24 protein-coding genes and 1 pseudogene are annotated in these 22,940 nt (G+C 66.7%); 9 read left to right on the top strand and 16 right to left on the bottom strand.

All coding sequences use genetic code 11. The features are described from left to right. Positions 1–95: 95 nt before the first annotated feature. The gene (locus EYZ64_RS07725) at positions 96–536 is read left to right on the top strand and encodes a GbsR/MarR family transcriptional regulator (RefSeq protein WP_135459877.1); all 441 of its coding nucleotides are present in this window, start codon (positions 96–98) and stop codon (positions 534–536) included. Here EYZ64_RS07725 and EYZ64_RS07720 read toward each other — a convergent pair. Beyond that, on the bottom strand, positions 533–1,132 hold the full coding sequence (locus tag EYZ64_RS07720) for a TetR/AcrR family transcriptional regulator (RefSeq protein ID WP_135452923.1): 600 nt from the start codon (positions 1,130–1,132) through the stop codon (positions 533–535). The two genes, EYZ64_RS07725 and EYZ64_RS07720, sit on opposite strands and share 4 nt — an antisense overlap. Further along, complete coding sequence (locus EYZ64_RS07715) at positions 1,129–2,634, bottom strand: FAD-dependent oxidoreductase (protein ID WP_135452922.1); 1,506 nt, start codon at positions 2,632–2,634, stop codon at positions 1,129–1,131. Before EYZ64_RS07715 ends, EYZ64_RS07720 begins: the two co-directional genes overlap by 4 nt. A 161-nt stretch (positions 2,635–2,795) precedes the next feature. Between EYZ64_RS07715 and EYZ64_RS07710 the strand changes: the two genes are divergently transcribed. The 3 genes from EYZ64_RS07710 to mmsB are packed head-to-tail and all read left to right on the top strand — an operon-like array spanning position 2,796 to position 6,366. Then, positions 2,796–4,316 carry a CoA-acylating methylmalonate-semialdehyde dehydrogenase gene (locus EYZ64_RS07710; RefSeq protein ID WP_135452921.1) on the top strand — a complete coding sequence of 507 codons (1,521 nt, stop codon included), beginning with the start codon at positions 2,796–2,798 and terminating at the stop codon, positions 4,314–4,316. 7 nt (positions 4,317–4,323) lie between these two features. Next, positions 4,324–5,484: an acyl-CoA dehydrogenase family protein gene (locus EYZ64_RS07705; RefSeq protein WP_135452920.1), complete on the top strand. Its 1,161-nt coding sequence runs from the start codon at positions 4,324–4,326 to the stop codon at positions 5,482–5,484. A 9-nt stretch (positions 5,485–5,493) separates the two neighbouring features. Then, positions 5,494–6,366, top strand: a complete 873-nt coding sequence (gene mmsB, locus EYZ64_RS07700; RefSeq protein ID WP_135452919.1) for a 3-hydroxyisobutyrate dehydrogenase — start codon at positions 5,494–5,496, stop codon at positions 6,364–6,366. Positions 6,367–6,423: 57 nt separating this feature from the next. Here the strand turns inward: mmsB and EYZ64_RS07695 are convergent, their stop codons facing one another. Both EYZ64_RS07695 and EYZ64_RS07690 read right to left on the bottom strand, forming a co-directional pair. After that, on the bottom strand, positions 6,424–7,260 hold the full coding sequence (locus EYZ64_RS07695; RefSeq protein ID WP_135452918.1) for a putative endonuclease domain-containing protein: 837 nt from the start codon (positions 7,258–7,260) through the stop codon (positions 6,424–6,426). 109 nt (positions 7,261–7,369) lie between these two features. Then, positions 7,370–8,167: an HAD family hydrolase gene (locus tag EYZ64_RS07690; protein ID WP_135452917.1), complete on the bottom strand. Its 798-nt coding sequence runs from the start codon at positions 8,165–8,167 to the stop codon at positions 7,370–7,372. A 115-nt stretch (positions 8,168–8,282) separates the two neighbouring features. On the opposite strand from EYZ64_RS07690, the gene EYZ64_RS07685 reads away from it, so the two are divergent. Both EYZ64_RS07685 and EYZ64_RS07680 read left to right on the top strand, forming a co-directional pair. Beyond that, on the top strand, positions 8,283–8,945 hold the full coding sequence (locus tag EYZ64_RS07685) for a response regulator (RefSeq protein ID WP_135452916.1): 663 nt from the start codon (positions 8,283–8,285) through the stop codon (positions 8,943–8,945). 32 nt (positions 8,946–8,977) lie between these two features. Then, positions 8,978–10,156: a GAF domain-containing sensor histidine kinase gene (locus EYZ64_RS07680; RefSeq protein ID WP_135459876.1), complete on the top strand. Its 1,179-nt coding sequence runs from the start codon at positions 8,978–8,980 to the stop codon at positions 10,154–10,156. A 10-nt stretch (positions 10,157–10,166) separates the two neighbouring features. On the opposite strand, the gene EYZ64_RS07675 is transcribed toward EYZ64_RS07680, so the two are convergent. Further along, the gene (locus EYZ64_RS07675) at positions 10,167–10,622 is read right to left on the bottom strand and encodes a TetR/AcrR family transcriptional regulator (protein WP_502702939.1); all 456 of its coding nucleotides are present in this window, start codon (positions 10,620–10,622) and stop codon (positions 10,167–10,169) included. A gap of 82 nt (positions 10,623–10,704) precedes the next feature. Between EYZ64_RS07675 and EYZ64_RS07670 the strand changes: the two are divergent. Then, positions 10,705–10,974: pseudogene (locus EYZ64_RS07670) on the top strand (PNPOx family protein); the annotation flags it as partial. On the opposite strand, the gene EYZ64_RS07665 reads toward EYZ64_RS07670, so the two are convergent. From EYZ64_RS07665 to secY, 11 genes are all read right to left on the bottom strand, one after another. After that, on the bottom strand, positions 10,971–11,408 hold the full coding sequence (locus EYZ64_RS07665) for a hypothetical protein (protein WP_135452914.1): 438 nt from the start codon (positions 11,406–11,408) through the stop codon (positions 10,971–10,973). The pseudogene EYZ64_RS07670 and the gene EYZ64_RS07665 overlap by 4 nt on opposite strands. 65 nt (positions 11,409–11,473) lie before the next feature. Then, a complete protein-coding gene (locus EYZ64_RS07660) occupies positions 11,474–11,977 on the bottom strand; it encodes a MarR family transcriptional regulator (RefSeq protein ID WP_135452913.1) in 504 nt (167 codons plus the stop codon). 69 nt (positions 11,978–12,046) lie between these two features. Then, on the bottom strand, positions 12,047–13,078 hold the full coding sequence (locus EYZ64_RS07655; protein WP_135452912.1) for a pyridoxal phosphate-dependent aminotransferase: 1,032 nt from the start codon (positions 13,076–13,078) through the stop codon (positions 12,047–12,049). Then, the gene (locus EYZ64_RS07650) at positions 13,078–14,127 is read right to left on the bottom strand and encodes a 3-oxoacyl-ACP synthase III family protein (RefSeq protein WP_135452911.1); all 1,050 of its coding nucleotides are present in this window, start codon (positions 14,125–14,127) and stop codon (positions 13,078–13,080) included. Before EYZ64_RS07650 ends, EYZ64_RS07655 begins: the two co-directional genes overlap by 1 nt. Before the next feature lie 9 nt (positions 14,128–14,136). Then, positions 14,137–14,817, bottom strand: a complete 681-nt coding sequence (locus tag EYZ64_RS07645) for an SRPBCC family protein (protein ID WP_135452910.1) — start codon at positions 14,815–14,817, stop codon at positions 14,137–14,139. Continuing rightward, entirely contained in the window at positions 14,798–16,540 is a 1,743-nt protein-coding gene (locus EYZ64_RS07640) for a thiamine pyrophosphate-binding protein (RefSeq protein ID WP_167857745.1), read from the bottom strand. Before EYZ64_RS07640 ends, EYZ64_RS07645 begins: the two co-directional genes overlap by 20 nt. A gap of 208 nt (positions 16,541–16,748) precedes the next feature. After that, on the bottom strand, positions 16,749–17,483 hold the full coding sequence (locus EYZ64_RS07635; RefSeq protein ID WP_135452909.1) for an anti-sigma factor family protein: 735 nt from the start codon (positions 17,481–17,483) through the stop codon (positions 16,749–16,751). After that, entirely contained in the window at positions 17,480–18,007 is a 528-nt protein-coding gene (locus EYZ64_RS07630; protein ID WP_135452908.1) for a sigma-70 family RNA polymerase sigma factor, read from the bottom strand. The genes EYZ64_RS07635 and EYZ64_RS07630 overlap by 4 nt, the downstream gene beginning before the upstream one ends. Positions 18,008–18,121: 114 nt before the next feature. Further along, a complete protein-coding gene (map, locus tag EYZ64_RS07625) occupies positions 18,122–18,919 on the bottom strand; it encodes a type I methionyl aminopeptidase (RefSeq protein ID WP_135452907.1) in 798 nt (265 codons plus the stop codon). After that, complete coding sequence (locus EYZ64_RS07620; RefSeq protein ID WP_135452906.1) at positions 18,916–19,461, bottom strand: adenylate kinase; 546 nt, start codon at positions 19,459–19,461, stop codon at positions 18,916–18,918. The genes map and EYZ64_RS07620 overlap by 4 nt, the downstream gene beginning before the upstream one ends. Continuing rightward, on the bottom strand, positions 19,458–20,783 hold the full coding sequence (gene secY / locus EYZ64_RS07615) for a preprotein translocase subunit SecY (protein ID WP_135452905.1): 1,326 nt from the start codon (positions 20,781–20,783) through the stop codon (positions 19,458–19,460). Before secY ends, EYZ64_RS07620 begins: the two co-directional genes overlap by 4 nt. Positions 20,784–21,106: 323 nt before the next feature. Between secY and EYZ64_RS07610 the strand changes: the two genes are divergently transcribed. Together EYZ64_RS07610 and EYZ64_RS07605 are read left to right on the top strand one after the other, a co-directional pair. Further along, on the top strand, positions 21,107–22,021 hold the full coding sequence (locus EYZ64_RS07610; protein WP_135452904.1) for a class I SAM-dependent methyltransferase: 915 nt from the start codon (positions 21,107–21,109) through the stop codon (positions 22,019–22,021). Between the two features lie 13 nt (positions 22,022–22,034). Next, positions 22,035–22,940, top strand: a complete 906-nt coding sequence (locus tag EYZ64_RS07605) for a class I SAM-dependent methyltransferase (protein WP_135452903.1) — start codon at positions 22,035–22,037, stop codon at positions 22,938–22,940.

Here is a 22,940-nt window from a genome sequence, read left to right as displayed (position 1 = left end):
CTTCCCGGAGCACCGGCCACGACTGTACTAAACTTTCAGAAATAATTGAAGGATATTCCTGGCGAGGAGGATTCGCAGTGGCGAAAGCGGCAGATATGCAGCACGAAGCCGAGCGACTCGCCCTGGTGCTCAGCAGTCACGGCATGCAACGGATGCCCGCACGCGTGCTTGCCACTCTGCTGTTCACCGAGCAACCCAGTGTCACGATGGCCGAGTTGGCCGACACCCTGCAGGCCAGCGCCGGGTCGATTTCGGGTTCGCTCAAGATGCTGACGTCGGTCGGCCTGGCCGAGCGGGTTCCCGTTCCTGCCAGCCGGCGCGATCACTTCCGGTTGCGTAACGACGCGTGGGCGGTCTTGTTCACCAGCCAGAACGAGACGATCGCGGCCATGCAAGCCGCCGCCGACGCGGGGATCACGGCCACCGACCGCAATGGCCCGGCTCACCACCGACTGACTCAGATGCGCGACTTCTACGCGTTTCTGATGGCCGAGATTCCCACCCTGCTGGATCGCTGGCAGCAACAGAAGGGTTAGGGCAGCAACCCGACCTGGCGGTACACGGCCCGCAGATAGCGGCGCATCTCGTCGGTGTCGGGAGGGTCGGGTTGTAGGACTCGGTAGGTGATCGCACCCACCATCATGTCGATGGCCACGTCGAAATCGGTGTCGGCAGCTACAGTCCCGCACTCGCGAGCCCGTTCCAGCAGACGTGTGGCAAGCACGCGGCGCGGCACGATGTAGCGATTCCAGTACACCGCCATGAGCCCTGGATGACTGACCGCTGATCCGTAGACCCTTGCCACCAGCGCACGGTAGTACGGCGTGGTGGTCGTAACGGCGGCGCTTTCGATTGCCGTCTCCACCAGCTCATATGGGGACTCGATGTCGATTTCGTCCGGCGAGGCCCAGCCCACCTCCTCGGCGATCAACGTCTCCATCGCAGCGGCGATCAACTCGTCCTTGGTGGACCACCTCCGATAGATGGTCGGTTTGCCGACACCGGCGCGCTTGGCGATCTGCTCGATGCTGGAGCCCTCGACACCGCGCTCGATGAATGCGTCCAACGCCGCCTGCAGAATTGCGCGTTCGGCCGCCGCATCTCGCGGCCGCCCGCGACCGGACGTGGTCACCGCACCGTCCCCGAGCCCAAAGCGGCTGTCAGCCAACGACAGAGCTCATCAACCTTGTTCAACTTGCCCCGCCACGCGAGGTGCGCGTCGGGCCGGATCAGCATGATGTCCGCGCCGTCGTGGCGCAGAGTTGCGACGAACTCGCCAAGCCGGCGCCGCACCGGCTCAAGTTCATCGCCCACGCCGCCGGGCAGCAGCAACGCCCAGTGCCTGCCGAGCTCACGATGCAGTCGAGTGGAGGTGCCGTCTGGGCGCGTGCAGTCACGGTCGGCAATCCGATCCCCGGGCCGCGGCTTGCGGCCGCGACCGCCGAGCGGCCCCTTGCGATAACTCACCCACAGCTGCGAGGCGGTGTACGTTGTCCACCGCTGGATGAATGGCAGGCCGAACAGCCGGGTAGCCACGTGGTCACGCAGAAATCGGCCGACCGGATTGCTCGCCACGTTGACCCGGGTCACCGCGCTGGTGCCGCGCAGCACTTCGGTTGCCAGGGGCCTGCGCTCGGCCTCATAGGTATCGATCAGTTTGTCGGAGGCCAGGTTTCGGATCACCAGAGCGAGCTTGAATGCCAGGTTCTCCGCATCCCCGAGGCCGGTCAGCATGCCCTGTCCGCCGAATGGCGCGTGGACGTGCGCGGCGTCACCAGCGATGAGGACATGCCCGTGCCGGTACGTGTCTGCGAGCCGGCGGTGCACCGTGAACACCGAAAGCCACTCGGCGTCGCCTACGGCTACCGCACGTCCGGTCCGGTGCGGCACAACCTCTTTGATTCTGTCCAGAATCTCGCTCTCACTTGGCTTTTGCGCGAGCGTCGGGTCGTAGACGAACAGTCGCCACAAGTCGTCACGCCCAGTCGAATCGGGCATGGGCATCGCCCCGATCACTCCGTCAGGGTGGATCCAACCGGTCGTACCACCACGGTCGAGCGCCCAGTCCAGGTGGACATCTGCCAGCAGGAAGCGTTCAGAGAGTTTGACGCCGGGAAATGCGATGCCGACCTGCTGCCTGACCACACTGGAGGTGCCGTCACATCCGACGAGCCACTTGGCACCGATGCGCTCACCGTCACCGAGCTCGGCCACGACGGTGCCACCCTCCTGCCGCACGCCGACCAGCGCTCGGCCCCATTCCGGTTCAACCCCCAGCTCAGCCAGACGGGCCCGCAACGCCCCTTCGACCTTGGCTTGCGACACCACCATGGGCGGGGCCGCCGTCCGCATGCCGGGATCGCCGAACTCCAGGGTCATCACGGGGCGATCGCCGAGATAGTTTGTGATGCGCATGGCTCGCAACGACTCGTCGGGCAGGGACCCCAAGGCGCCGATCCGGCCCAGCACTTCCGAGCCGCGGGCGTGCAGGAAGTTGGCCCGCGACGTGGTGGCCGGTCCCTGCGCACGGTCGATGACGCGAACCGAAAGACCTTGCAGCCGCAGTGAACACGCGAGGGTGAGTCCCGTCGGCCCGGCGCCCACAACGACGACTTCCGGAGCGGTAGCGATCATGCCGAATATATTAACGATACGGATCCGTAAAGAAAAGGTCTCACCGCCAGAAGCGTAGATCCCGAACCCTTGCCAAACACTCCGACCAATTACTAGGATATGCAAGTATCTCGGGCATGCCCGAGCCTCATAACTGCGCATCTCTCTTGGGACGGAACGCCATGACCACTCAGATCCCCCACTTCATCAACGGCCAGCGCACCTCCGCCGGGTCGACCCGCACCGCCGATGTGCTCAACCCGAGCACCGGTGAAGTGCAGGCGCAGGTGGTCCTGGCGTCGGCCGCCGACGTCGACGCCGCGGTGGCCGGCGCCGTCGAGGCCCAGAAGGAATGGGCCGCCTACAACCCGCAGCGCCGCGCCCGGGTGCTGATGAAGTTCATCGAACTGGTGAACCAGAATTCCGATGAGCTCGCCGAGCTGCTCTCCCTGGAGCACGGCAAGACCGTCGCCGACTCGCTGGGCGACATCCAGCGCGGCCTCGAGGTCATCGAGTTCTCGGTCGGCATCCCCCACCTGCTCAAGGGTGAGTTCACCGAGGGCGCAGGCACCGGCATCGACGTGTACTCGATCCGCCAGCCGCTGGGCGTGGTCGCGGGCATCACCCCGTTCAACTTCCCGGCGATGATCCCGCTGTGGAAGGCCGGCCCCGCGCTCGCGTGCGGAAATGCGTTCGTGCTCAAGCCTTCCGAGCGTGATCCCTCGGTTCCGCTTCGGCTGGCCGAGCTGTTCATCGAGGCCGGTCTGCCGGCCGGCGTGTTCCAGGTGGTGCAGGGCGACAAGGAAGCCGTCGACGCGATCCTCGAGCACCCCGACATCAAGGCCGTCGGCTTCGTCGGCAGCTCCGACATCGCGCAGTACATCTACTCGGGCGCGGCCGCGCACGGCAAGCGGGCACAATGTTTCGGCGGCGCCAAGAACCACATGATCGTGATGCCCGACGCCGATCTGGACCAGGCCGTCGACGCATTGATCGGTGCCGGCTACGGCAGCGCCGGCGAGCGCTGCATGGCCATCAGTGTCGCGGTGCCGGTCGGCGAGGACACTGCGAACCGGTTGCGCGCCAGGCTCGTTGAGCGCATCAACCAGCTGCGGGTCGGCCACAGCCTCGACCCCAAGGCCGATTACGGGCCACTGGTCACCGGCGCGGCCCTCGAGCGGGTGCGCGACTACATCGGCCAGGGCGTCGAGGCCGGCGCCGAACTCGTGGTCGACGGCCGCGAACGGGCGAGCAATGAGCTGACCTTCGGCGACGCCAGCCTCGAGCGCGGCTACTTCATCGGCCCCACCCTGTTCGACAACGTCACCACCGACATGTCGATCTACACCGACGAGATCTTCGGTCCGGTGCTGTGCATCGTCCGGGCCCACGACTACGAGGAAGCGTTGAAGCTCCCGTCCGAGCACGAATACGGCAACGGCGTCGCCATCTTCACCCGCGACGGGGATGCCGCGCGCGACTTCGTATCCCGGGTACAGGTCGGCATGGTCGGCGTCAACGTGCCGATCCCGGTTCCGGTGGCCTACCACACGTTCGGCGGCTGGAAGCGGTCCGGATTCGGCGACCTCAACCAGCACGGGCCGCATTCGATCCTGTTCTACACCAAGACCAAGACCGTCACGGAGCGGTGGCCGTCGGGCATCAAGGATGGCGCTGAGTTCGTCATCCCGACCATGAAGTAGTGCACCTGTGAATCTGGACGACCTGGATGACGACGAACGCGTGATCGCCGAGACAGCGACCGCGTTCGCCGAAAAGCGCATCGCGCCATACGCGTTGGAATGGGATGAGACCCATCACTTTCCCACCGACGTGTTGCGCGAGGCGGCCGAACTCGGCATGGGCGCCATCTACTGCGGTGAGGACGCGGGCGGTAGCGGGCTGCGGCGACTGGATGCGGTGCGCATCTTCACCGCACTCGCCGCCGCCGACCCCACCTTGGCGGCGTTCCTGTCCATCCACAACATGTGCGCGTGGATGGTGGACAGCTTCGGCACCGAGGAGCAGCGCAAGACCTGGGTGCCCAGGTTGGCGTCGATGGAGGCCATCGCCAGCTACTGCCTCACCGAACCGGGTGCCGGCTCGGATGCGGCGGCGCTGCGGACCAGGGCGGTCCGCGACGGCAGCGATTACGTCCTCGACGGGGTCAAGCAGTTCATCTCCGGGGCGGGCAGCTCCGATGTGTACGTGGTGATGGCCCGCACCGGCGCCGACGGCCCGAAGGGCATTTCCGCTTTCGTGGTCGAAAAGGACGCGGCGGGGCTGAGTTTCGGCGCACAGGAGCAGAAGATGGGCTGGAATGCCCAGCCCACTGCGCAGGTGATCTTCGAGGGCGTGCGGGTTCCGGCCGAGGCACTGCTGGGCAGCACCGAGGGCACCGGCTTCGGGATCGCGATGAACGGTCTGAACGGCGGGCGGATCAACATCGCCGCCTGCTCGCTCGGCGGAGCACAGGCCGCCTACGACAAGGCACTGGGCTACCTGGCCGACCGCCAGGCGTTCGGTGGCGCCCTGCTCGACGAGCCGACCATCCGATTCACCCTGGCCGACATGGCGACCGGCCTGGAGACATCACGAAACATGTTGTGGCGGGCGGCCTCCGCGCTGGATGCCAACCATCCCGACAAGGTGACGTTGTGCGCGATGGCCAAGAGGTATGTCACCGACACGTGCTACGAGGTGGCCGATCAGGCGTTGCAGTTGCACGGCGGCTACGGGTATCTGCGCGAGTACGGTCTGGAGAAAATCGTCCGGGATCTGCGGGTGCACCGCATCCTTGAGGGAACCAACGAAATCATGCGCGTGGTGATCGGCCGCTCCGAGGCGAGCCGGGCCCGCAATTCTGCATAGGAGGCGTACGTGAGCACGATCGCGTTCTTGGGGCTGGGCAACATGGGCGGCCCGATGGCTGCCAACCTGGTGACCGCCGGGCACACCGTGCGCGGCTTCGACCCAGTTCCCGCCGCGCAGGAGGCGGCAAAGGACAACGGCGTCAACGTGTTCGCCACCGGCGCGGAGGCCGTTGCCGGTGCTGACGCGGTGATCACCATGCTGCCCAACGGCGCGTTGGTGAAGCGCTGTTACGCCGAGGTGCTGCCCGCTGCCGCCGAGGGCGCACTGTTCATCGACAGCTCGACGATCTCGGTCGATGACGCCCGCGAAGTGCACAAGGTTGCGCTCGAGCACGGCTTCGCCCAGCTCGACGCCCCGGTGTCCGGCGGGGTCAAGGGCGCGGTCGCGGGCACGTTGGCGTTCATGGTGGGTGGTGAGGACGATGCCGTCGAGCGCGGCCGCGCCGTACTGGAACCCATGGCGGGCAAGATCATTCACTGCGGCGCCACCGGTGCAGGTCAGGCCGCCAAGGTGTGCAACAACATGGTGCTGGCCGTGCAACAGATCGCCGTCGGTGAGGCATTCGTCCTGGCCGAGAAGCTGGGTCTGGACAAGCAGGCCCTGTTCGACGTGATCACCGGTGCCACCGGCAACTGCTGGGCCGTCCAGGTGAATTGCCCGGTGCCCGGACCGGTTCCGACGTCCCCGGCAAACAACGATTTCAAGCCGGGGTTCGCCACCGCGCTGATGAACAAGGACCTGGGCCTGGCGATGGCGGCCGTGGAGTCCACCGGTTCGTCGGCCCCGTTGGGCACCCACGCCGCCGAGATCTACACGAAGTTCGCCGTTGACAACGCCGGCAAGGATTTCAGCGCGGTCATCGAAACACTACGCAGCTGACTCGTCCTCGCGTTCGTAACGTGGTGGCGAAGAAAAACGCGTTTCACCGCCACCACGTTACGAACGTGAAGCCCAGGCCTTGGCCAACCTGCAGAGAACGTTGGCCTCGCCGTCGCGGCAGGTGACGCGAATGACGATCCAGCCCATCTCGATCATTTCGTCGATCCGGGCGATGTCCTTGCGGAGGACATCGGGATCGGTGTGGTGCAGGCCTTCATACTCCATCGCGATCTTCAACTCTGGCCACGCATTGTCGACCTCCCCGATCAACGTGCCGTACTCGTTGTAGATCGGATGCTGTGTCTGCGGTGGCGGATATCCCGCGCGAACAACCAACAGCCGCAACCACGTTTCCTTCGGAGATTCAGCTCCCGGGTCGACCAGGGCAATGCTCGCGCGTGCCTGTTTGATGCCCTTGCGTCTGTTGTGCCGTTGCGCGGCCAGTTCGATGTCAGCGACTTTCAGGCGAGTGGCGCGAGCCAGCGCATCGATCGCTGCCACAGCGGCATCTTCAGGCAGCCGACAGGCGAGATCCACCGCGGTACGAACCGGGGTGGTCAATCTGATGTCGCCGATTCGGCAGATTTCGTCATCGTCGATCACGTCGGCCCACGCGACGACTCCCCGGGTCGGCCTCCGATTGGTGTCGAGAATGTTGGCGGGGAGCGCAGCATCGATCCAACGGGCCCCGTGCAGCGCCGACGCGGAGTACCCGGCCAGCACGCCCCGCCGTCGTGATCGCAACCAGGCCGCTTTCGCGCGCAGCACCGCGGTAGGCCGAGTCCCCCGCGGGACATAGATGTCGTGGTGCACGGCGGTGAACCGCACTCGCAGTTCGTGGCGGGTCAGGTCTCCGGCCGCAATCGCCTCACTCCCGATGAACGGGTCCACCATGCGGGAGAAGTGTGCCCGCACCCACCGACAGCCTCGCGTTCGTAACGTGGTGGCGAAGAAAAACGCGTTTCACCGCCACCACGTTACGAACGCGGATCTTGTCGGACTGTTATGCCGCAGACGGGCTGCGCTGCACCCACCACTGGGTGTGCAGGCGCTGGCATACCGGCAGGCGCAGCGCGTCGGCACCGGCGAAATCGGGCCGCACCGCAACCGCCGCGTATGAACCGGCACCGGCGTCGGGGTCGATGAGGACGCTGGCCATCCCGGCGCCGTTGGCGGCACGCAGGCCCGCTGCCGAGCCCACCATGGCCAACGCATCGTGGCCCACCACCCCCAGTTCGGCCAGGGCGTGCCGGTATAGCTCGGCCCCGGTTGCGCTCACGTCATCGGTGGTGACGACGGTCTCCACCACGCCGTCGCCGACGAGCTGGCGCACCAGGGGTTCGGCCCAGCGCCGACGGCCTCCGGCAACCACCGCGACCGGCAGGTCGGCCAGGAACGCGTCGTTCACCAGATCCTCCAGACCTGGCCGTGCTGTCAGGCCGGCGTCGAGGATCATCTCGTCGAACATCATGTCCTTGGTCATGCAGATTTCGTCGGCGAGCACTTCAGTGAGCACATCGCACTCCGGTCCGACGCACTGCTTGCGCAGTTCGGCGGTGACCCGCTGGCGTTCGTCGTGCAGTGCGAGGAGCTGCTGATAACGGCCGACGCTCCATTGGATCGGCAGACCGTGCGCAGCGAAGGCGGCGTTGAAGACGACGCGATGCCCCTCCAGGTCGAGGTCCGACAGCGCATCGAGGTCGAAGACCACCGCACGCAGCGGACGGGCACTGACTTCGGTCTGCGGACAGTCCCACCAGAACCGTCCGGCACGCCATGACTTCTCTTGTAGTGAGGGCACCACATGACAGTGGCCCACGTCACATCTGTCGCGCGTCCCCCGTAGGGGGGATTAGAAGAGTTGATGTTGATCTGCTCCGGCCCTCGGTACCCGTCACCACCTCTAGGGTGATGCCATGGCGCCCTCCAATCCGGTGCGCCTTGTGCTGGTCGATGACCATGAGATGGTCATCGAGGGTCTCAAGGCCATGCTTGCTGCGTTCAACGACCGGGTCGAGGTGGTCGGCCAGGCCGTCGGCGCCGAACGGGCACTGAGCGTGATCGAGACGCTCAACCCCGACATCGTCTTGTGCGACGTGCGTATGGAGGGCTCCAGCGGGCTGGATCTGTGCCGGGTGCTGCGCGAGCGCGACCCGGACCGGAAGGTGGTCATGTTGTCGGTCTACGACGACGAGCAGTACCTGTTCCAAGCGCTACGCGTGGGAGCCGCCGGGTATCTGCTCAAGAGCATCAGCAGTGACGAGCTCGTCCGTCAGCTCGAATTCGCCCACAGCGGCCAGACCGCGATCGATCCGGGTATGGCGGCCCGCGCGGCCGGCACCGCGGCCCGGCTACAGCGCGACGAGTTCTGGCCCGGCGTACGGCAAGGGCTGACCCAACGCGAAAGCGAGATCCTGTCCTTCGTGGTCACGGGCCTGTCCAACCGCGGGATCGCCAACAAACTGGTGATCGGCGAGGAAACGGTGAAGACCCATCTGCGCTCCATCTACCGCAAGCTCGGGGTCAGCGACCGGGCCGGCGCGGTGGCCACGGCACTACGTGAAGGTATCTACCAGTGACCGCCGGGAAGCCCGAGCGCGAACTCGGCCCCATCGACCTCACCGCCGACCGTGAACTGGCCCTGCTGCGCGAGCTCATCCGGGCGGCGTCGAGCGGCCCGGGTGTGGAGCCGCTGGCCGCCGCGGCGGCCCGGATGATCACCGAGGCCACCGCCACCGACGTGTGCTTCGTGCACGTGCTCGACGATTCGGAACGCGCCCTCACGCTGGCCGGGGCCACGCCGCCGTTCGATGCCGAGATCGGCAAGATCCGGTTGCCGCTCGGGCAGGGCATCTCCGGTTGGGTGGCCAGCCACCGCCAGCCCGTGGTGATCAGCCACGACAAGGAATCCGATCCCCGCTACAAGCCCTTCGAGTCGCTACGCGGGCGGGACTTCACCTCGATGGTGTCGGTCCCGATGGAGACCGGACCGGGCGGGCTCGTCGGGGTGCTCAACGTGCACACGGTCGATCGCCGCGAGTTCACGCCGCGTGACGTGGAGTTGCTGTTGGTGATCGGCCGGCTGATCGCCGGTGCGCTGCACCAGGCCCGGCTGCACCGCCAGTTGGTGGCACGCGAGCGGGCACACGAGAACTTCGTCGAGCAGGTGATCCAGGCGCAGGAGATCGAGCGGCGCCGGTTGGCCGGGGACATTCACGACGGCATCTCCCAGCGGTTGGTGACGCTGTCGTACCGGCTCGACGCCGCCGCCCGCGCGGTCGAGCCTGACATGGTCGCCGAGCAGCTGGCGGCCGCACGGGAACTGGTCGCGCTGACGCTGCAGGAAGCGCGGGCCGCGATCAGCGGGCTGCGCCCACCGGTCCTCGACGACCTCGGCTTGTCGGGCGGGCTGGCCAGCCTGGCCCGCTCGATCCCGCGGATCCCGATCGACGTCGACCTCGCCGAGACCCGGGTGCCCGACCATATCGAGCTGGCGCTGTACCGCATCGCCCAGGAATGCCTGCAGAACGTGGTCAAACACGCCGAGGCGGACCGGGCCCGGCTCACCTTCGCCGTCGACGACGGCGTAGCCCGGCTCGAAATCGTCGATGACGGAAAGGGTTTCGACACATTCGAGCATCCGCTGGGCAGTGACGAGATGGGCGGCTACGGGTTGCTGTCGATGGCGGAGCGGGCGGAGATCGTCGGCGGCCGGCTACACATCCGGTCGCGCCCGGGTGCGGGCACCACGGTGACCGCAACCATCCCGCTACCGGCTGTGATGGAGTAGCCGCCGGCCGTCAGCCGTCCTCGCCGAGGTGCACGCGCACGGCGGGCACCGCGCGGGCGATCAGCTCCTCGGTCGATCGCGATGCGATCGGCTCGATCCGCAGGATGTGGCGCAGGTAGGCGATGCCGAGCAGTTGACCCATGGCCAGGTCCACCCGCAGTTCGGCGTCGGCGCCGGTGAGCGCGGTGGCGATCTGCGGGTAGAGCCGCTGCTCGATGAACTGGCGGACCAGTGCGGCCGATTCCTCGTGGGTGGCTGCGCCGCGCAGGATCGCCAACAGGGGCGGACGGGTGTTGGGATGTTCCCACAGCTCGAAGAAGGCCCGGGTGAGGCGTTCGGCCAGGCCGGTGCGACCGTCGTCGAGAAGTCGCCCGCTGAACTGCTCGGGGTCGAACGGCCAGCCCACGGTGGCCCGGAACAGCTCGGCCTTGCTGCCGAAATAGTGCCGGATCAGGGCTGGATCCACGGCCGCGGCGGCGGCGATGTCGCGCAGGGAGGTCTTGTCGTAGCCGCCCTCGGCGAACAGCCGCCGGGCGGTGGCGACCAGCTCCGGCCGGACCTTCCGGACACCGCTGTGGGCCTTTCGACGACCGCACGGCTACGTCATCGCCCTGACCTACGGCTCGCAGGCAGACTGGGTGCGCAATGTGCTGGCCGCCGACGGGTGCGAATTGGAGGCCCGCCACCATCGGTACCGGCTGACCGCGCCCGAGGTCTACCGGGACGAGAACGCCACAGACATGCCCGCGTTCATCAGATTCATGCTGCGCCGGGTGATCAAGGCCCCCGAGTTCCTCAGCCTGCATATCGCGGACTAACCGCCGAGCTTCCCGGCGAGCTCGGGGCACTCGTACTTGATCGCCACGGTCACGATCGTCATGAGCGCGGGGGGTGAGATCCTGCTGCCCATCTGGATCAGCGTGTTGACGACATCCTGCTTTGTCTTGTTGAAACTGCTCTCGCCCATGATGCAGGCGAGCATCAGCTGATCACGGATCGCCGAATCGGAACCCTGCAGGCCGCCCGCCCGCACCTCCGCATAGGCCTCAGGTGGCAGTGCCCCCGAACCACCGCCAGGGGTCGCGCTCGGCTTGGGACTCTTTGTGGCAGTTCGCGCGGGTGCCCTCGACGCCGACGTGAACGGTGTGACGTCATCGGGGGCGGTGGCCACCCCGGTAGTCGTGTTACTGCAGGCCGCCATCAACACGACCGCGACGGCACCCAGTGCCGCTCCCACCCGCTTGGCGTTCATCCGCCGCTCCCCTCAGCTGTGTTCGAGGGTAGTGGGTTCGCACCGGGTGGCCGGGAAACCGGGAGTCAGAAATCCCCGGAGTGTCGGCGCAGCGTCTCGATCGACGCCACCAGGGCCTGGGACTGCTCATCCGACATCCCGACATCGGCGAACACCTGCTCGTTCAGTGTCACCGTGGCGTCCTCGACCGTCGAACGCCCGAGTTTGGTGATCTGCACCAAGGTGGTGCGCCCATCGGTCGGGTGCGGGATGCGCTCCACCAGACCGTTGGCTTCCAGGCGCCGGATGGCGTGCGTGACGCTGGTGACATGCACCTGGAGGCGATCGGAAGCCTTGGTGATCGGCAGTGCACCGGCCCGGCTGAACGCCAGCAGTCGCAACAGCTCGAACCGAGAGAAGCTCAGATCGTACGGCCGCAGCGCAGACTCCACCCGGGCCAGCAGGATCTGGTGGGCGCGCATCACCGACGTCACCGCGACCATGCCGCCGGCCACGTCGCCCCATCCGGCTGCCTCCCAGTTCGCGCGAGCCTGCGCGATGGGGTCACGTTTGTCTGGTGGTGAGGGCACGCCTCTTCTTACCGCATCACCGTGCAGGCGCCGCGCATTCTGCGCCCATCCGGGCGCGCATCGTGGCCTTCAGGCGGCCGCTGTCACCGCACCCAGCACGGCGCAGGTGGATTGCCTCGATCCGATCGTGATCCGCACCCCGCCGTCGGCGTAATGGCGGAGCTGAAGTCCGGTGCCGTCGAACACCTCCGGCCACGACAGGGACCCGCCGGGTAGGTACAGGAAGTTCGCCTGAGCGTCGGTGCTGTAGACCCCGAGCGCGCGCAACCGCGTCTGCAGGTAGCGCCGTTCCGCTGCGATCATCCGGATACGTTGGCGCAACTGATTTTCCGCATCGTATGAGGCGGCGACAGCCACCTGGGCACTGAGCCCGATTCCGAACGGCAACTGCATCTGCCACAGCTGCCGGCCCAGATCGGGGGCACAGAACCCGTAGCCGATCCGCAGCCCGGCCAGGCCGTAGGCCTTCGAAAAGGTGCGCACCACCACGACATTGCCGAACCGGGCCACCAGGCTCGGCCCGTCGATCCGGTGTTCGGCGGTCAAGAACTCCGCATATGCCTCGTCGAGCAGCACGACGGTGTTCTCGGGAAGCCGGGTCAGGAGGCGCTCGATCTCGATGGCCGGTTCGACGGTGCCCGTCGGGTTGTGCGGCCGGCAGACCGCCACGACCCTCGCGTCCTTCCCGGCCTCGGCCATCGCATCCAGATCGTGATGGCCGTGCGCATCGAGTGGAATCGTCACCGTCCGCAACCGCGCCATCTGCGCGAAGATCGGATACCCGTCGAACGTGGGCCCCGCCATCACCATGGTGTCGCCGGGACTGGTCACCGCCTGCAGCACCTGCATGATGACCCCGGTGGCTCCGGCCCCGACGATCACCTGCTCCTCGGCCACTCCGTCGTGATCGGCGATCAGCGATCGCAACCGTTGCGGCAGGAATTCCGGATACCGGTTGGCGGCCTCATCGCACGCGCGCAGCGCTGAGCGAACCGCGGGCAGTGGCGGAAACGGGCATTCGTTGAGCGACAACGCCAACGGGTTGACCGCCTGCGGCAGCGCGCCGACCACGTCGGACAGTGCGGTGCGCGGTGCCACCATCACCCGTTCCCCAGGTCGCCGCCGTTGCCGGCCCGCCCGCCCCACCGCACTGCGGCGGCTCCGGCGAAGTCACCGGCGTGGGCGAAGGCGGCCATCAGCACGGTGTCGCCGGCCTTCACCCGACCGCCGGTGACGGCCCGGTCCAGATTGACGGGAATGCCTGCGGCGAAGAGGTTTCCACATTCGTCAAAGGTGTCGACGTGGCGTTCGGGCGGCAACTCGAGCGCATCGCGCCAGTTGCGGAGGAACACCCGGTTGGGCTGATTCGTGACGAGCAGGTCGATGTCCTTGGGCTGCACACCGATCCGATCGCAGACCGCATACGACACCTCGGGAACCTGTCGGTTGCCGCGGGCCAGCACCTTGGTGATCTTGCTCTCGGTGAAGCCGATGGAGGCCTCTCCCGTGCGGGCCTGCCACCATTTGGCCGGCGGGTCGATTGCCAGGGTCATATCACCCGCGTACTCGCCGTACGTGCGGCATTCGATGTCGAGGATGGGCGAGGAGTCCGACAGCGTCACGAGCGCAACCGCCGCGCCGTCACCGGGGACCGAGGCCTGGGCTTTGCGCCGGACGGTCGGCTGGTCGAACACCGTGCCCGCGGCGTTCTGGGCGATCGCGATCACCGCGGTCCGGCCCTCCCCCGCGCTCAGCAGCGTACGGGCCACCTTGAGCCCGAGCACGAATGCCGCGCAGCCGCCGTTGTGCAGGTCGATCACCCAGTCGGGCTTCATCCCCAGCCGGTGTGCCATGCCGCCGCCGCCACCGTAGAACGGCATGTCGGGCAGCTGGGTGTGGGTTATCAGCACATCAGCCCCGGTGATGACGTCGGAACCGTGCCGCTCGATCAACCCGGCGGCGGCCCGCTCGACCATGTCGATCGCGGTTTCCTCGGGCGCCACATGATGACGGAACCGCGGCGCACGGAACATCACGTTCTCGGCCAGCTCATCGGTTTCGGCGAACCCGGCGTAGTAGTCGGCGCCGAGCGGGTCACCGGGCAGGTAGGTGGACAGATCGATGAGGCTGACGGGAGCTTTCTCAGACATGGCCGGGCCTCACTTCATCCAGGCCGGGGTGACCGGCAGGCCGTTGCGGTGCCGGTATTCGGCGATCGCCTTGAGGTTTCGCAATTCCAGCAGGTGGCCGGGGCCGAACATGTCCCAGAAGTCGCCCACCCAGACCGGTCGCGCCTGCGGCGCGGTCTCCGGGTAGGGGTTCTCGTCGTAGAACGGATGATGGCAATTCGTCCACAGCACAACCGATCCCGGCTTGTCCAAGACCACCTGCGCATCGACGATCCGCATCAGGTAGATCATCCACAGGTGCTTGCCCTGATCCCAGGCGCAGTGGTAGTCCACGGTGAGCGCGTCGCGGTTGGCCACCGTGCGGGTGTAGATCGCGCTGCCCGGGCCCGACGGCCCGGCACCGAGCCGATCATGGGCCAGCCACAACCCGGGCTCCTCGGTCGGGGTGAAACCACGCAGGCTGTACGTCCACTCTTCCAGGCAGCGGGTGTCGGACATGTAGTCGAACAACTCGTCGGGTGGGCACTCGATGTAGTCGTTGACCGTGCAGTACTGACCGAACACCTGGTCATGCGGGTAGACCGACCGCATCATGTCCATGATGATCGGGGTGGCCTGCTCCTTGGGTGAGGTCTCGATCCGGATCAGTCCGTCGAGCGGGGTGCGGGTGGCCCGATGGGCCGTGATGTCTTCAAGCGCGGGCAGTGACATGGGTCCTGTTCTCCTCTGACGTGGAAGGTGTGCTGTCGTTGGGGGTGAGAAATGCTGCGAACGGCGGGATTTCGTCGGCTGAGCATTCGATGCTCAGCACCGATGGGCCGTCGGTGTCCAGTGCCATGCCGAGTGCCTGGGGCAGTTGACGGATCTCGGTGACGTCGTATGCGGGCAGGCCGGGGAACATCGCCGCCAGCCCGGCACCCAGCCGGCTCGGGCCGAACCTGTTGTAGGAGTAGCGATCGTCGTAGAACAGCTGTTCGCGGGTGACGCACATGGCGTGGGCATGGTTGTCGAACAGCACGAACGTGATCGGCAGCCGGTACTGCACCGCAGTGTGAATCTCCATGCCGTGCATGAAGAATGAGCCGTCACCTGCGATCACCGCGGTGCGCCGGTTGGTCACAGCGCCGACCGCAGTGGCCCGGTGGAACGTCATCCCGATGCCCGCGCCGAAGCTGTAGCCCATCCCGCCCATGCCCAGCGCCACCATGAAGCGGCCGTCGCGCCGGGCCGGCAGATAGTGGATGGCCGAGGCCCCGACGTTGCCCGCGTCGACGACGATGTCGGTGCCGTCGGGCAGGGCCTCGTCGAGCACGGCCATCGCGTCGCGGTACCGGATGCCCGGACCGTCATGGGCCGGTGGGCGCAATTCGGTCCGCGGGGCCATGTCCGCCACCCGAAGCTGGGCGGGTCGGCCGGGACCGGACAGCGCCCGGGCCAGCAGCGTCAGCGATACCCGCAGATCATCTGAATGGAGGTGGGTACACGAGAGGTGGGGCACCTGGGCGCCGATCGAGTAGGTCGGTACCGAACCCAGCGCGCCGTCGAGGCCCGTCCGGGCGGTCACCGTCATGCGGGTGCCGACCAGCAGGCACAGTGCGCTCCGCGCTGCGGCAACGGACACCCCGGGATGGCCCATCACGCCGGCCACCCCCAACGAGGAGGACGAGCCGAGCCCGGGGATGCCCGCCACGTCTTTGGCGTCGGGCACCGTGGCCACCTGCGCCCGCAGCGTGGCCCGCAGTCGTTCCAGTTCGGCGCGGGCGTCGTCTCTCGCCACCTGTTCACCGGCGATGATCGTGATCGGGCCGTCGACGCCGCGCAGGGCCTGTTCGAGCACGCCGAGATCGGAATGGCGTGCGGTCGTCCCGGTGGCGCCGGCCCGTCCGTTGCCGGCACCGAACTCCCCCAGCTCGGCCTGCTGAATGTTCTTGGGCAGTAACAACACCGCGGGTCCACCGGTGCGGGCGGCAGCCAGAGCTTCGGGCAACGCGGTGACGATGTCAGCGGGCGTCAGCACCCTGCGGCAGTACACCGAGACCGCCGAGAACAAGGCGTGCCCGTCCAGGCTGCCGTTGTCCCCACTGGTGTCCTGGAAGGCACCGTGGCCGTCGAGCGTCGTCGGCGCCTGCCCGATCAGGGCCAGCACGGGAACCCGGCTGGCCAGCGATTCCGCCAGCCCGGGCACGGTGTTCAGGCAGCCGCCGCCGGAAGTCGCCGCCACCACGCCGATCCCGGCGCCGCTGCGGCTGTATCCGTCTGCCATTGTGGCAGCGGAGAATTCGTGTTTGGCCAGCACCGCGGTGATGTCGTCACGGAAGTACGCCGCGTCGTAGAGGTCCTCGATGTTGGCACCGTCCACGCCGAAGATGTGTGAGACCCCATTCGCGGCCAGATGGCTGACGATGTGGTCCACCACCCTGTGCGTCTCGACCATGTGTCACCTACTTCCGTGCTCTGCCAGTGACACGACGCGTGGACGGCGTCGGTTCACCGCGAGACGGGATTTGTGCAAACTCCCCGCGATATCGCAGGACATCCCAAGGTGGTAGCCACGCCGAACGTCACGCTGGAGTGTCCCTCGGGTCCGAGGGCCACTCCAGCGTGACGAAGCTGCGCCTGAGCCGGTCGGCAGGGCCGGAAGCTCAGAGCTGCTTTTCCAGCAGTACCTTGCCTTCGGGGGACGTAACCAGTTGCACCGCAGCGATATCCGTCATCGGCATCTGGGTATTGCCGCTGGGCAGTGCGGTGGCGCCGGACAGCCCCAGCCACGTCGCGATCTCGCTGTGGCTGCCGTCCCGGCCGATCACCACCATGCCCAGGTTCTGCGGAGGCGTATCCTGCTTGCCCCAGCTGCCGTAACTGCAGGCCATGTCGATCCGGGTGCCCCACGAATAGCTGGTCATCGCGATGCTGGCGTTGATGGGAGTGTCGGAGACCTTGCTCATGGCCAGCATCTGCGAGGTCTGCTGTTCGGTGCCGCTGTGCAGGCCGAACACCTCGGGACGGATACCGATCACCACACCGACCGCCAGCAGCGCCGCGGCCAGGCCCACGGCCGCCGTGGTCACCCACCGCGAGCGCCGCCGCCCCCAGCTCACCTTGGCCAGCACGGACTGCAGCACCTCGGGCCGCAGCGGCGGATCGGGCTGTTCTGATTCGAGGGCGAGCACGTCGTCAAGGTCGAGCATGGCCAGCAGCGCGGGCATACCACTCAACTCGGCCACCGAGGAACGGCACCGCCCGCAGCCCTCCAGATGGGCCTCATACTCGCGGCGCTCGCTGCTTTCCAGCGATCCCAGCACGTAGGCCGCATCCCAGGTCCGGTAACGATCGGATTCCACCGGATCAGGAATGTGGGGTACACCGAACTGTGTCATCGTGTCACCCCCATCTCCTGCAAGTTCAGTCGTAACGCGCGTACCGCATAGTGCAGCCGTGATTTCACGGTGCCCTCGGGTATATGCAGATCGTCGGCAATCTGCCCGGTGGTCCAGCCCTGGTAGTACGCCCGGCGGACCACTGCCCGGTGTTCGTCGGACAGTTGGCTCAGCGCTGTGGTCAGCAGTATTCGATCCAAGGCGTTGTCCACTTGGTCGGGGGTCGCAACAGTCCCGGCATGGTCTGCCACCTGTTCCGGGTCGGGCACACCGGTTTCATTCCGAAACCGGGCACTCCGACGCTCATCGATGATCATATTGCGCGCCACGGTGAACAACCAGGCACGTGCTGATCGATCGGTATCGGCGGTGACGTCAGGGTGACGCCACGCACGCAGCAGCGTCTCCTGCACCACGTCCTCGGCCCGGGCACGGTCACCCGTGAGCCGAAGTGCGTAGCGCCATAGCGCGGCAGCATGCTCGTCGTAGAGCACCCGCATCATGGCGGCCTCCGGATCATCCATTCCCTACCTCCGTCTGTGATACGACGTTGGTGGCGATCCGGTTCAATTACTACCTTTGCGCGCGGGCATACACCAGCGCAGGCGCCCGATTCGGGTAGTGATTGCTGGCGCTAATTACCGGGTGAGGATTCGGGGGCCGTCTTCGGTGACGGCGACGGTGTGCTCCCAGTGCGCCGCGCGGGTCCCGTCGGCGGTGACGACAGTCCACTCGTCGTCGAGAATCTTGGTCTCGGTGGTACCCAGGGTGAGCATGGGTTCGATGGCCAGTACCGAGCCGGGCTCCAGGTACGGGCCGCGCCCCGGTGAGCCCTCGTTGGGCAGGAACGGGTCCATGTGCATCTGCCGGCCGATGCCGTGGCCGCCGTAGCCGTCGACGATGCCGTACTTGCGGTCGTGGCGAGCCTCGGCGGCGTGGGTCTCGACCTCGATCGCGTGCGAGACGTCGGTCAGCCGATTTCCTGGCAGCATCGCGGCGATGCCGGCCTCCATGGCCGATTTCGTTGCGGCAGAAAGGGCTTCGTCGGCCGCGATGAGCGCGCCGATTCCGAAGGTGACCGCCGAGTCGCCGTGCCACCCGTCGACGATCGCGCCGCAGTCGATGGACACCAGATCTCCGGCGGCCAGTTTCTCTCCGGCCGACGGAATGCCGTGCACCACACGGTCATTGACGGATGCGCAAATACTGGCCGGGAATCCGTGATAGCCGAGGAACGACGGGGTGCCGCCACCGTCACGGATGACGGACTCGGCGATCTGGTCCAGCTCGAGGGTGGACACGCCCGGGGCGGCGGCAGCGCGGACTGCGCGCAGCGCCGAGGCGACGAGCGCCCCGGCCACGGCCATCGCGTCCAACTCTCCGGCGCTACGCTGCGCAACGACCTTGCGCTTACGCAACCCCGGCAATCTGATCACTTACCCAGTGCGTGCAACGCGCGGGCGAACACCTCGTCGAGGGCACCCACCGCATCCACGGTCTTCAGGTCGTCGCGGTAGTACTCCAGCAGCGGCTCGGTCTCGTCGCGGTAGACCTTCATCCGGTTGCGGATGACCTCGTCGGTGTCGTCGGCGCGACCACGGCCCTTGAGCCGGGTCAGCAGCTCGTCCTCGGACACCTGGAACTCCACCACCGCATCGAGCTTGGTGTTGCGCGCGGCAAGCATGTCCTTGAGCGCACCGGCCTGCTCGACCGATCGGGGGTAGCCGTCGAGGATGAATCCGTCAGCGGCGTCGGCCTGATCGATGCGGTCCTCGACCAGACGGTTGGTCAGCTCAGCGGGCACCAGGTCGCCGGCGTCCAGGTAGCCCTTGGCCTCCAGCCCGAGCGGGGTGCCCTCACCGATGTTCTTGCGGAACAGGTCCCCGGTGGAGATTTGCGGGATGCCGAGCTTCTCGGACAGCTTCTCTGCCTGCGTGCCTTTGCCCGCGCCGGGCGGTCCGAGTAGGACGACTCTCACTTCAGGAACCCTTCGTAGTTACGTTGCATGAGCTGGCTCTCGATCTGTTTGACGGTATCCAAACCGACACCGATCATGATGAGAACCGCGGTTCCGCCGAACGGCAGATTCTGTACCGAGCCGGTGTTTCCGATCTGCAGGAACAGGTTGGGCAGAACGGCGATCGTACCGAGGTAGATCGAGCCGGGCAGGGTGATCCGGCTGAGCACGTACCGCAGGTAGTCCGCGGTCGGCTTTCCGGGCCGGATGCCCGGGATGAATCCGCCGAACTTCTTCATCTCGTCGGCGCGCTCGTCGGGGTTGAAGGTGATCGACACGTAGAAGTACGTGAAGAAGATGATCAGGCCGAAGTAGAGCGCGATGTACACCGGATCCGCCGGGTTGGTCAGATAGTCGGCGACGAACTTGTCCCACCATCCGGTGCCCGGGTTGGAGCTGCCGCTCTGGATCAGCTGCGTGATCAGGTGCGGGATGTAGATCAGCGACGACGCGAAGATCACCGGGATGACACCGGCCTGGTTGACCTTGAGCGGCAGGTAGGTGGAGGTGCCGCCGTACATCTTGCGGCCCACCATGCGCTTGGCGTACTGGACCGGGATGCGGCGCTGGCCCTGCTCGACGAACACCACGCCGACGATGATGGCCAGAGTCGCGGCGACGACGGCGGTGAACACCAGTCCGCCGCGACTCTCCAGGATGGTCTGGCCTTCGGCCGGGATCCGGGCCGCGATGCCGGCGAAGATCAGCAGGGACATGCCGTTGCCGATACCGCGTTCGGTGATCAGCTCGCCCATCCACATCACCAGCGCCGCGCCTGCGGTCAGCACCAGCACGATGACGATCAGACCGAAAATCGAGGTGTCCTGGATGATATCGAGGCTGCAGCCCTGCAACAGCCCGCCGTTGGCGGCGAGCGCCACGATGCTGGTGGCCTGCAGGACGGCCAGCGCGATCGACAGATAACGCGTGTACTGCGTCATCTTGGCCTGACCGGCCTGGCCTTCCTTCTGCAGCTGCTCGAAGCGCGGGATCACCACGACCAACAGCTGCACGATGATGCTCGCGGTGATGTAGGGCATTACGCCCACCGCGAAGACGGTCAGCTGCAGCAGTGCGCCGCCGGAGAACAAGTTGATCAATGAGTAGATCTGCGCCGAATCTCCGCCGCTGACCTGCTCGATGCACTTCTGGACGTTCGGGTAGTTAACCCCCGGAGACGGGATCGACGCGCCGGCCCGGTACAGGATCACCAGGCCCAACGTGAACAGGATCTTGCGTCTGAGGTCGGCCGTCCGCAGTGATGAGATGAAAGCCGAAAGCACTCTTCCTCCTGCGCAGCCGACTTCTCAGCGCGGCGTGCCAAATGGGGCTGGTGGAGCCAGCGTCAATGGTCAAGTCATGTCCGGCCGCCCTGCAGGCGCGCAGCCTGCGAACTCAGCCGTCAAATCAGTCTACGAGAGTAACAGTTGCCTCGGAGACCACCCTGCATGCACCCGCGGCAGCCCACTGCGGCCCGCCCGATCCGTCCGAGATTCCGCCCAACGACGGAGCAGAGCATCTCTTCAGAATCGGAGCGTACAGTCGGCGACAGCTCATTACATCACCTAACTAACACGTTGATTTTCACTGAACAAAAGGGGGATCCATGGCCCGGACTGCTGACGATTCGTGGGATCTGGCGTCGAGCGTTGGAGCCACGGCGACCATGGTCGCAGCAGCGCGTGCGATGGCCACCAATGCCGATGATCCGGTGATCGACGACCCCTTCGCCGCTCCCCTGGTTCGCGCCGTCGGGATGGACTTCTTCTCCCAACTCGCCGACGAGAACTTCACCACCGAGGGACTCGACGAAGAGGCGGCGACCGGCCTGGTCCGGTTCGCCAACGGCATGGCTGCCCGCACCCGCTTCTTCGACGACTTCTTCCTGAGCGCGAGCCGCGCGGGTATCCGGCAAGCAGTGATCCTGGCCGCCGGGCTGGATTCCCGGGCCTACCGGCTGCCATGGCCGGACGGCACCGTCGTGTACGAGGTCGACCAGCCCGAGGTGATCGAGTTCAAGAGCGCCACCCTGGCAGGCCTGGGCGCGGTGCCGACGACCGAGCGCCGGACGGTGGCCATCGACCTTCGCTTCGACTGGCCCTCGGCACTGGCCGAGGCGGGGTTCGACCCGTCGGTGCCGACGGCGTGGATCGCCGAGGGGTTGCTGGGTTACCTGCCAGGCGATGCCCAGGACCGTTTGCTCGACCAGATCACCGCGCTGAGCGCGCCGGGCAGCCGCTTCGGTGTCGAGGGCGTGCCGGCGACCGAGACCAACGACGAGGAGACCATCCGGGCCCGGATGCAGGAGTTCACCGACCGCTGGCGGGCACACGGCCTCGATATGGACCTCAACGAGCTGATCTTCCTCGGCGACCGTGCCGACGTGACGAAGTATCTGGAAGGCCACGCGTGGCGGACCACCGGCATCTCGTCGAACGATCTGCTGGTCCGTACCGGCCTGCCACCGGTCGAGGATGAGGCCCACGCGGCATCGGTTCTCTACATCAGCGCCGAGAAGTGAGGTAGGGCAAGCAATGGCACGGTCTGACACCGACAGCTGGGATCTGGCCTCCAGTGTGGGCGCGACGGCGACGATGGTCGCCGCGGCCCGTTCGATCGCCAGCGCCGAACCCGATCCGCTGATCAACGACCCGTACGCCGCGGACCTGGTCCGTGCTGTCGGGGTGGAGTTCTTCACCAAGCTCGTCGACGGCGAGATCGCGCTCGACGGTGAGCTGGCCGCCGGCGCCGAGTTGATGATCGGGATCATGGCGGTGCGAACGAAGTTCTTCGACGACTTCTTCACCGAAGCCGTCGCCGAGGCCGGTATCCGCCAGGCCGTCATCCTGGCCTCGGGTCTGGACTCGCGCGCGTACCGACTGCCCTGGCCGGACGGCACCGTGGTCTACGAGATCGACCAGCCTGAGGTGATCGGCGCGAAGACGGCCACCATGGCCCAGATCGGGGCCACGCCCACGGCCGAACGCCGCACCGTCGCCGTCGACCTCCGCGAGGACTGGCCCGCCGCACTGCAGGCGGCCGGCTTCGATCCGGCCGCGCCCAGTGCGTGGAGCGCCGAGGGCCTGCTGGCTTATCTGCCGCCGGAAGCCCAGGACCGGTTGTTCGACAACATCACCGCGCTCAGCGCCCCGGGCAGCAGGCTGGCAACCGAGTTCCATCCCGACATCGCGGCCAACCTGCGCGAGCGCGGCAACGCGATGAGCGAGCAGTGGCGTCAACACGGCCTCGACCTCGACCTGGCCAACCTCTGGTACGACGGCGAGCGCAATTCGGTCGTCGACTACCTCACCGGCAGCGGATGGTCGGTGACCGCACGGCGGCGGCCCGAGTTGTTCGCCGAATACGGGCGCGCCTTCCCCGACGGAGAAGCCGCAGCGCCGCAACGCAATTCACAGGCCATCATCGCGATACGAGGTTAG

This window comes from Mycobacterium sp. DL99 (assembly GCF_004762045.1).
GTDB lineage: Bacteria > Actinomycetota > Actinomycetes > Mycobacteriales > Mycobacteriaceae > Mycobacterium.
This window is presented reverse-complemented; position numbering and strand designations above follow the sequence as displayed.

Bases quoted from the DNA above. Each gene is read 5' to 3' on its own strand.
- EYZ64_RS07725 (WP_135459877.1), top strand. From the start codon at position 96: ATGCAGCACGAAGCCGAGCGACTCGCCCTGGTGCTCAGCAGTCACGGC.
- EYZ64_RS07715 (WP_135452922.1), bottom strand. From the start codon at position 2,634: ATGATCGCTACCGCTCCGGAAGTCGTCGTTGTGGGCGCCGGGCCGACG.
- EYZ64_RS07710 (WP_135452921.1), top strand. From the start codon at position 2,796: ATGACCACTCAGATCCCCCACTTCATCAACGGCCAGCGCACCTCCGCC.
- EYZ64_RS07695 (WP_135452918.1), bottom strand. From the start codon at position 7,260: ATGGTGGACCCGTTCATCGGGAGTGAGGCGATTGCGGCCGGAGACCTG.
- EYZ64_RS07685 (WP_135452916.1), top strand. From the start codon at position 8,283: ATGGCGCCCTCCAATCCGGTGCGCCTTGTGCTGGTCGATGACCATGAG.
- EYZ64_RS07665 (WP_135452914.1), bottom strand. From the start codon at position 11,408: ATGAACGCCAAGCGGGTGGGAGCGGCACTGGGTGCCGTCGCGGTCGTG.
- EYZ64_RS07655 (WP_135452912.1), bottom strand. From the start codon at position 13,078: ATGGTGGCACCGCGCACCGCACTGTCCGACGTGGTCGGCGCGCTGCCG.
- EYZ64_RS07650 (WP_135452911.1), bottom strand. From the start codon at position 14,127: ATGTCTGAGAAAGCTCCCGTCAGCCTCATCGATCTGTCCACCTACCTG.
- EYZ64_RS07645 (WP_135452910.1), bottom strand. From the start codon at position 14,817: ATGTCACTGCCCGCGCTTGAAGACATCACGGCCCATCGGGCCACCCGC.
- EYZ64_RS07640 (WP_167857745.1), bottom strand. From the start codon at position 16,540: ATGGTCGAGACGCACAGGGTGGTGGACCACATCGTCAGCCATCTGGCC.
- EYZ64_RS07635 (WP_135452909.1), bottom strand. From the start codon at position 17,483: ATGACACAGTTCGGTGTACCCCACATTCCTGATCCGGTGGAATCCGAT.
- EYZ64_RS07630 (WP_135452908.1), bottom strand. From the start codon at position 18,007: ATGGATGATCCGGAGGCCGCCATGATGCGGGTGCTCTACGACGAGCAT.
- EYZ64_RS07610 (WP_135452904.1), top strand. From the start codon at position 21,107: ATGGCCCGGACTGCTGACGATTCGTGGGATCTGGCGTCGAGCGTTGGA.
- EYZ64_RS07605 (WP_135452903.1), top strand. From the start codon at position 22,035: ATGGCACGGTCTGACACCGACAGCTGGGATCTGGCCTCCAGTGTGGGC.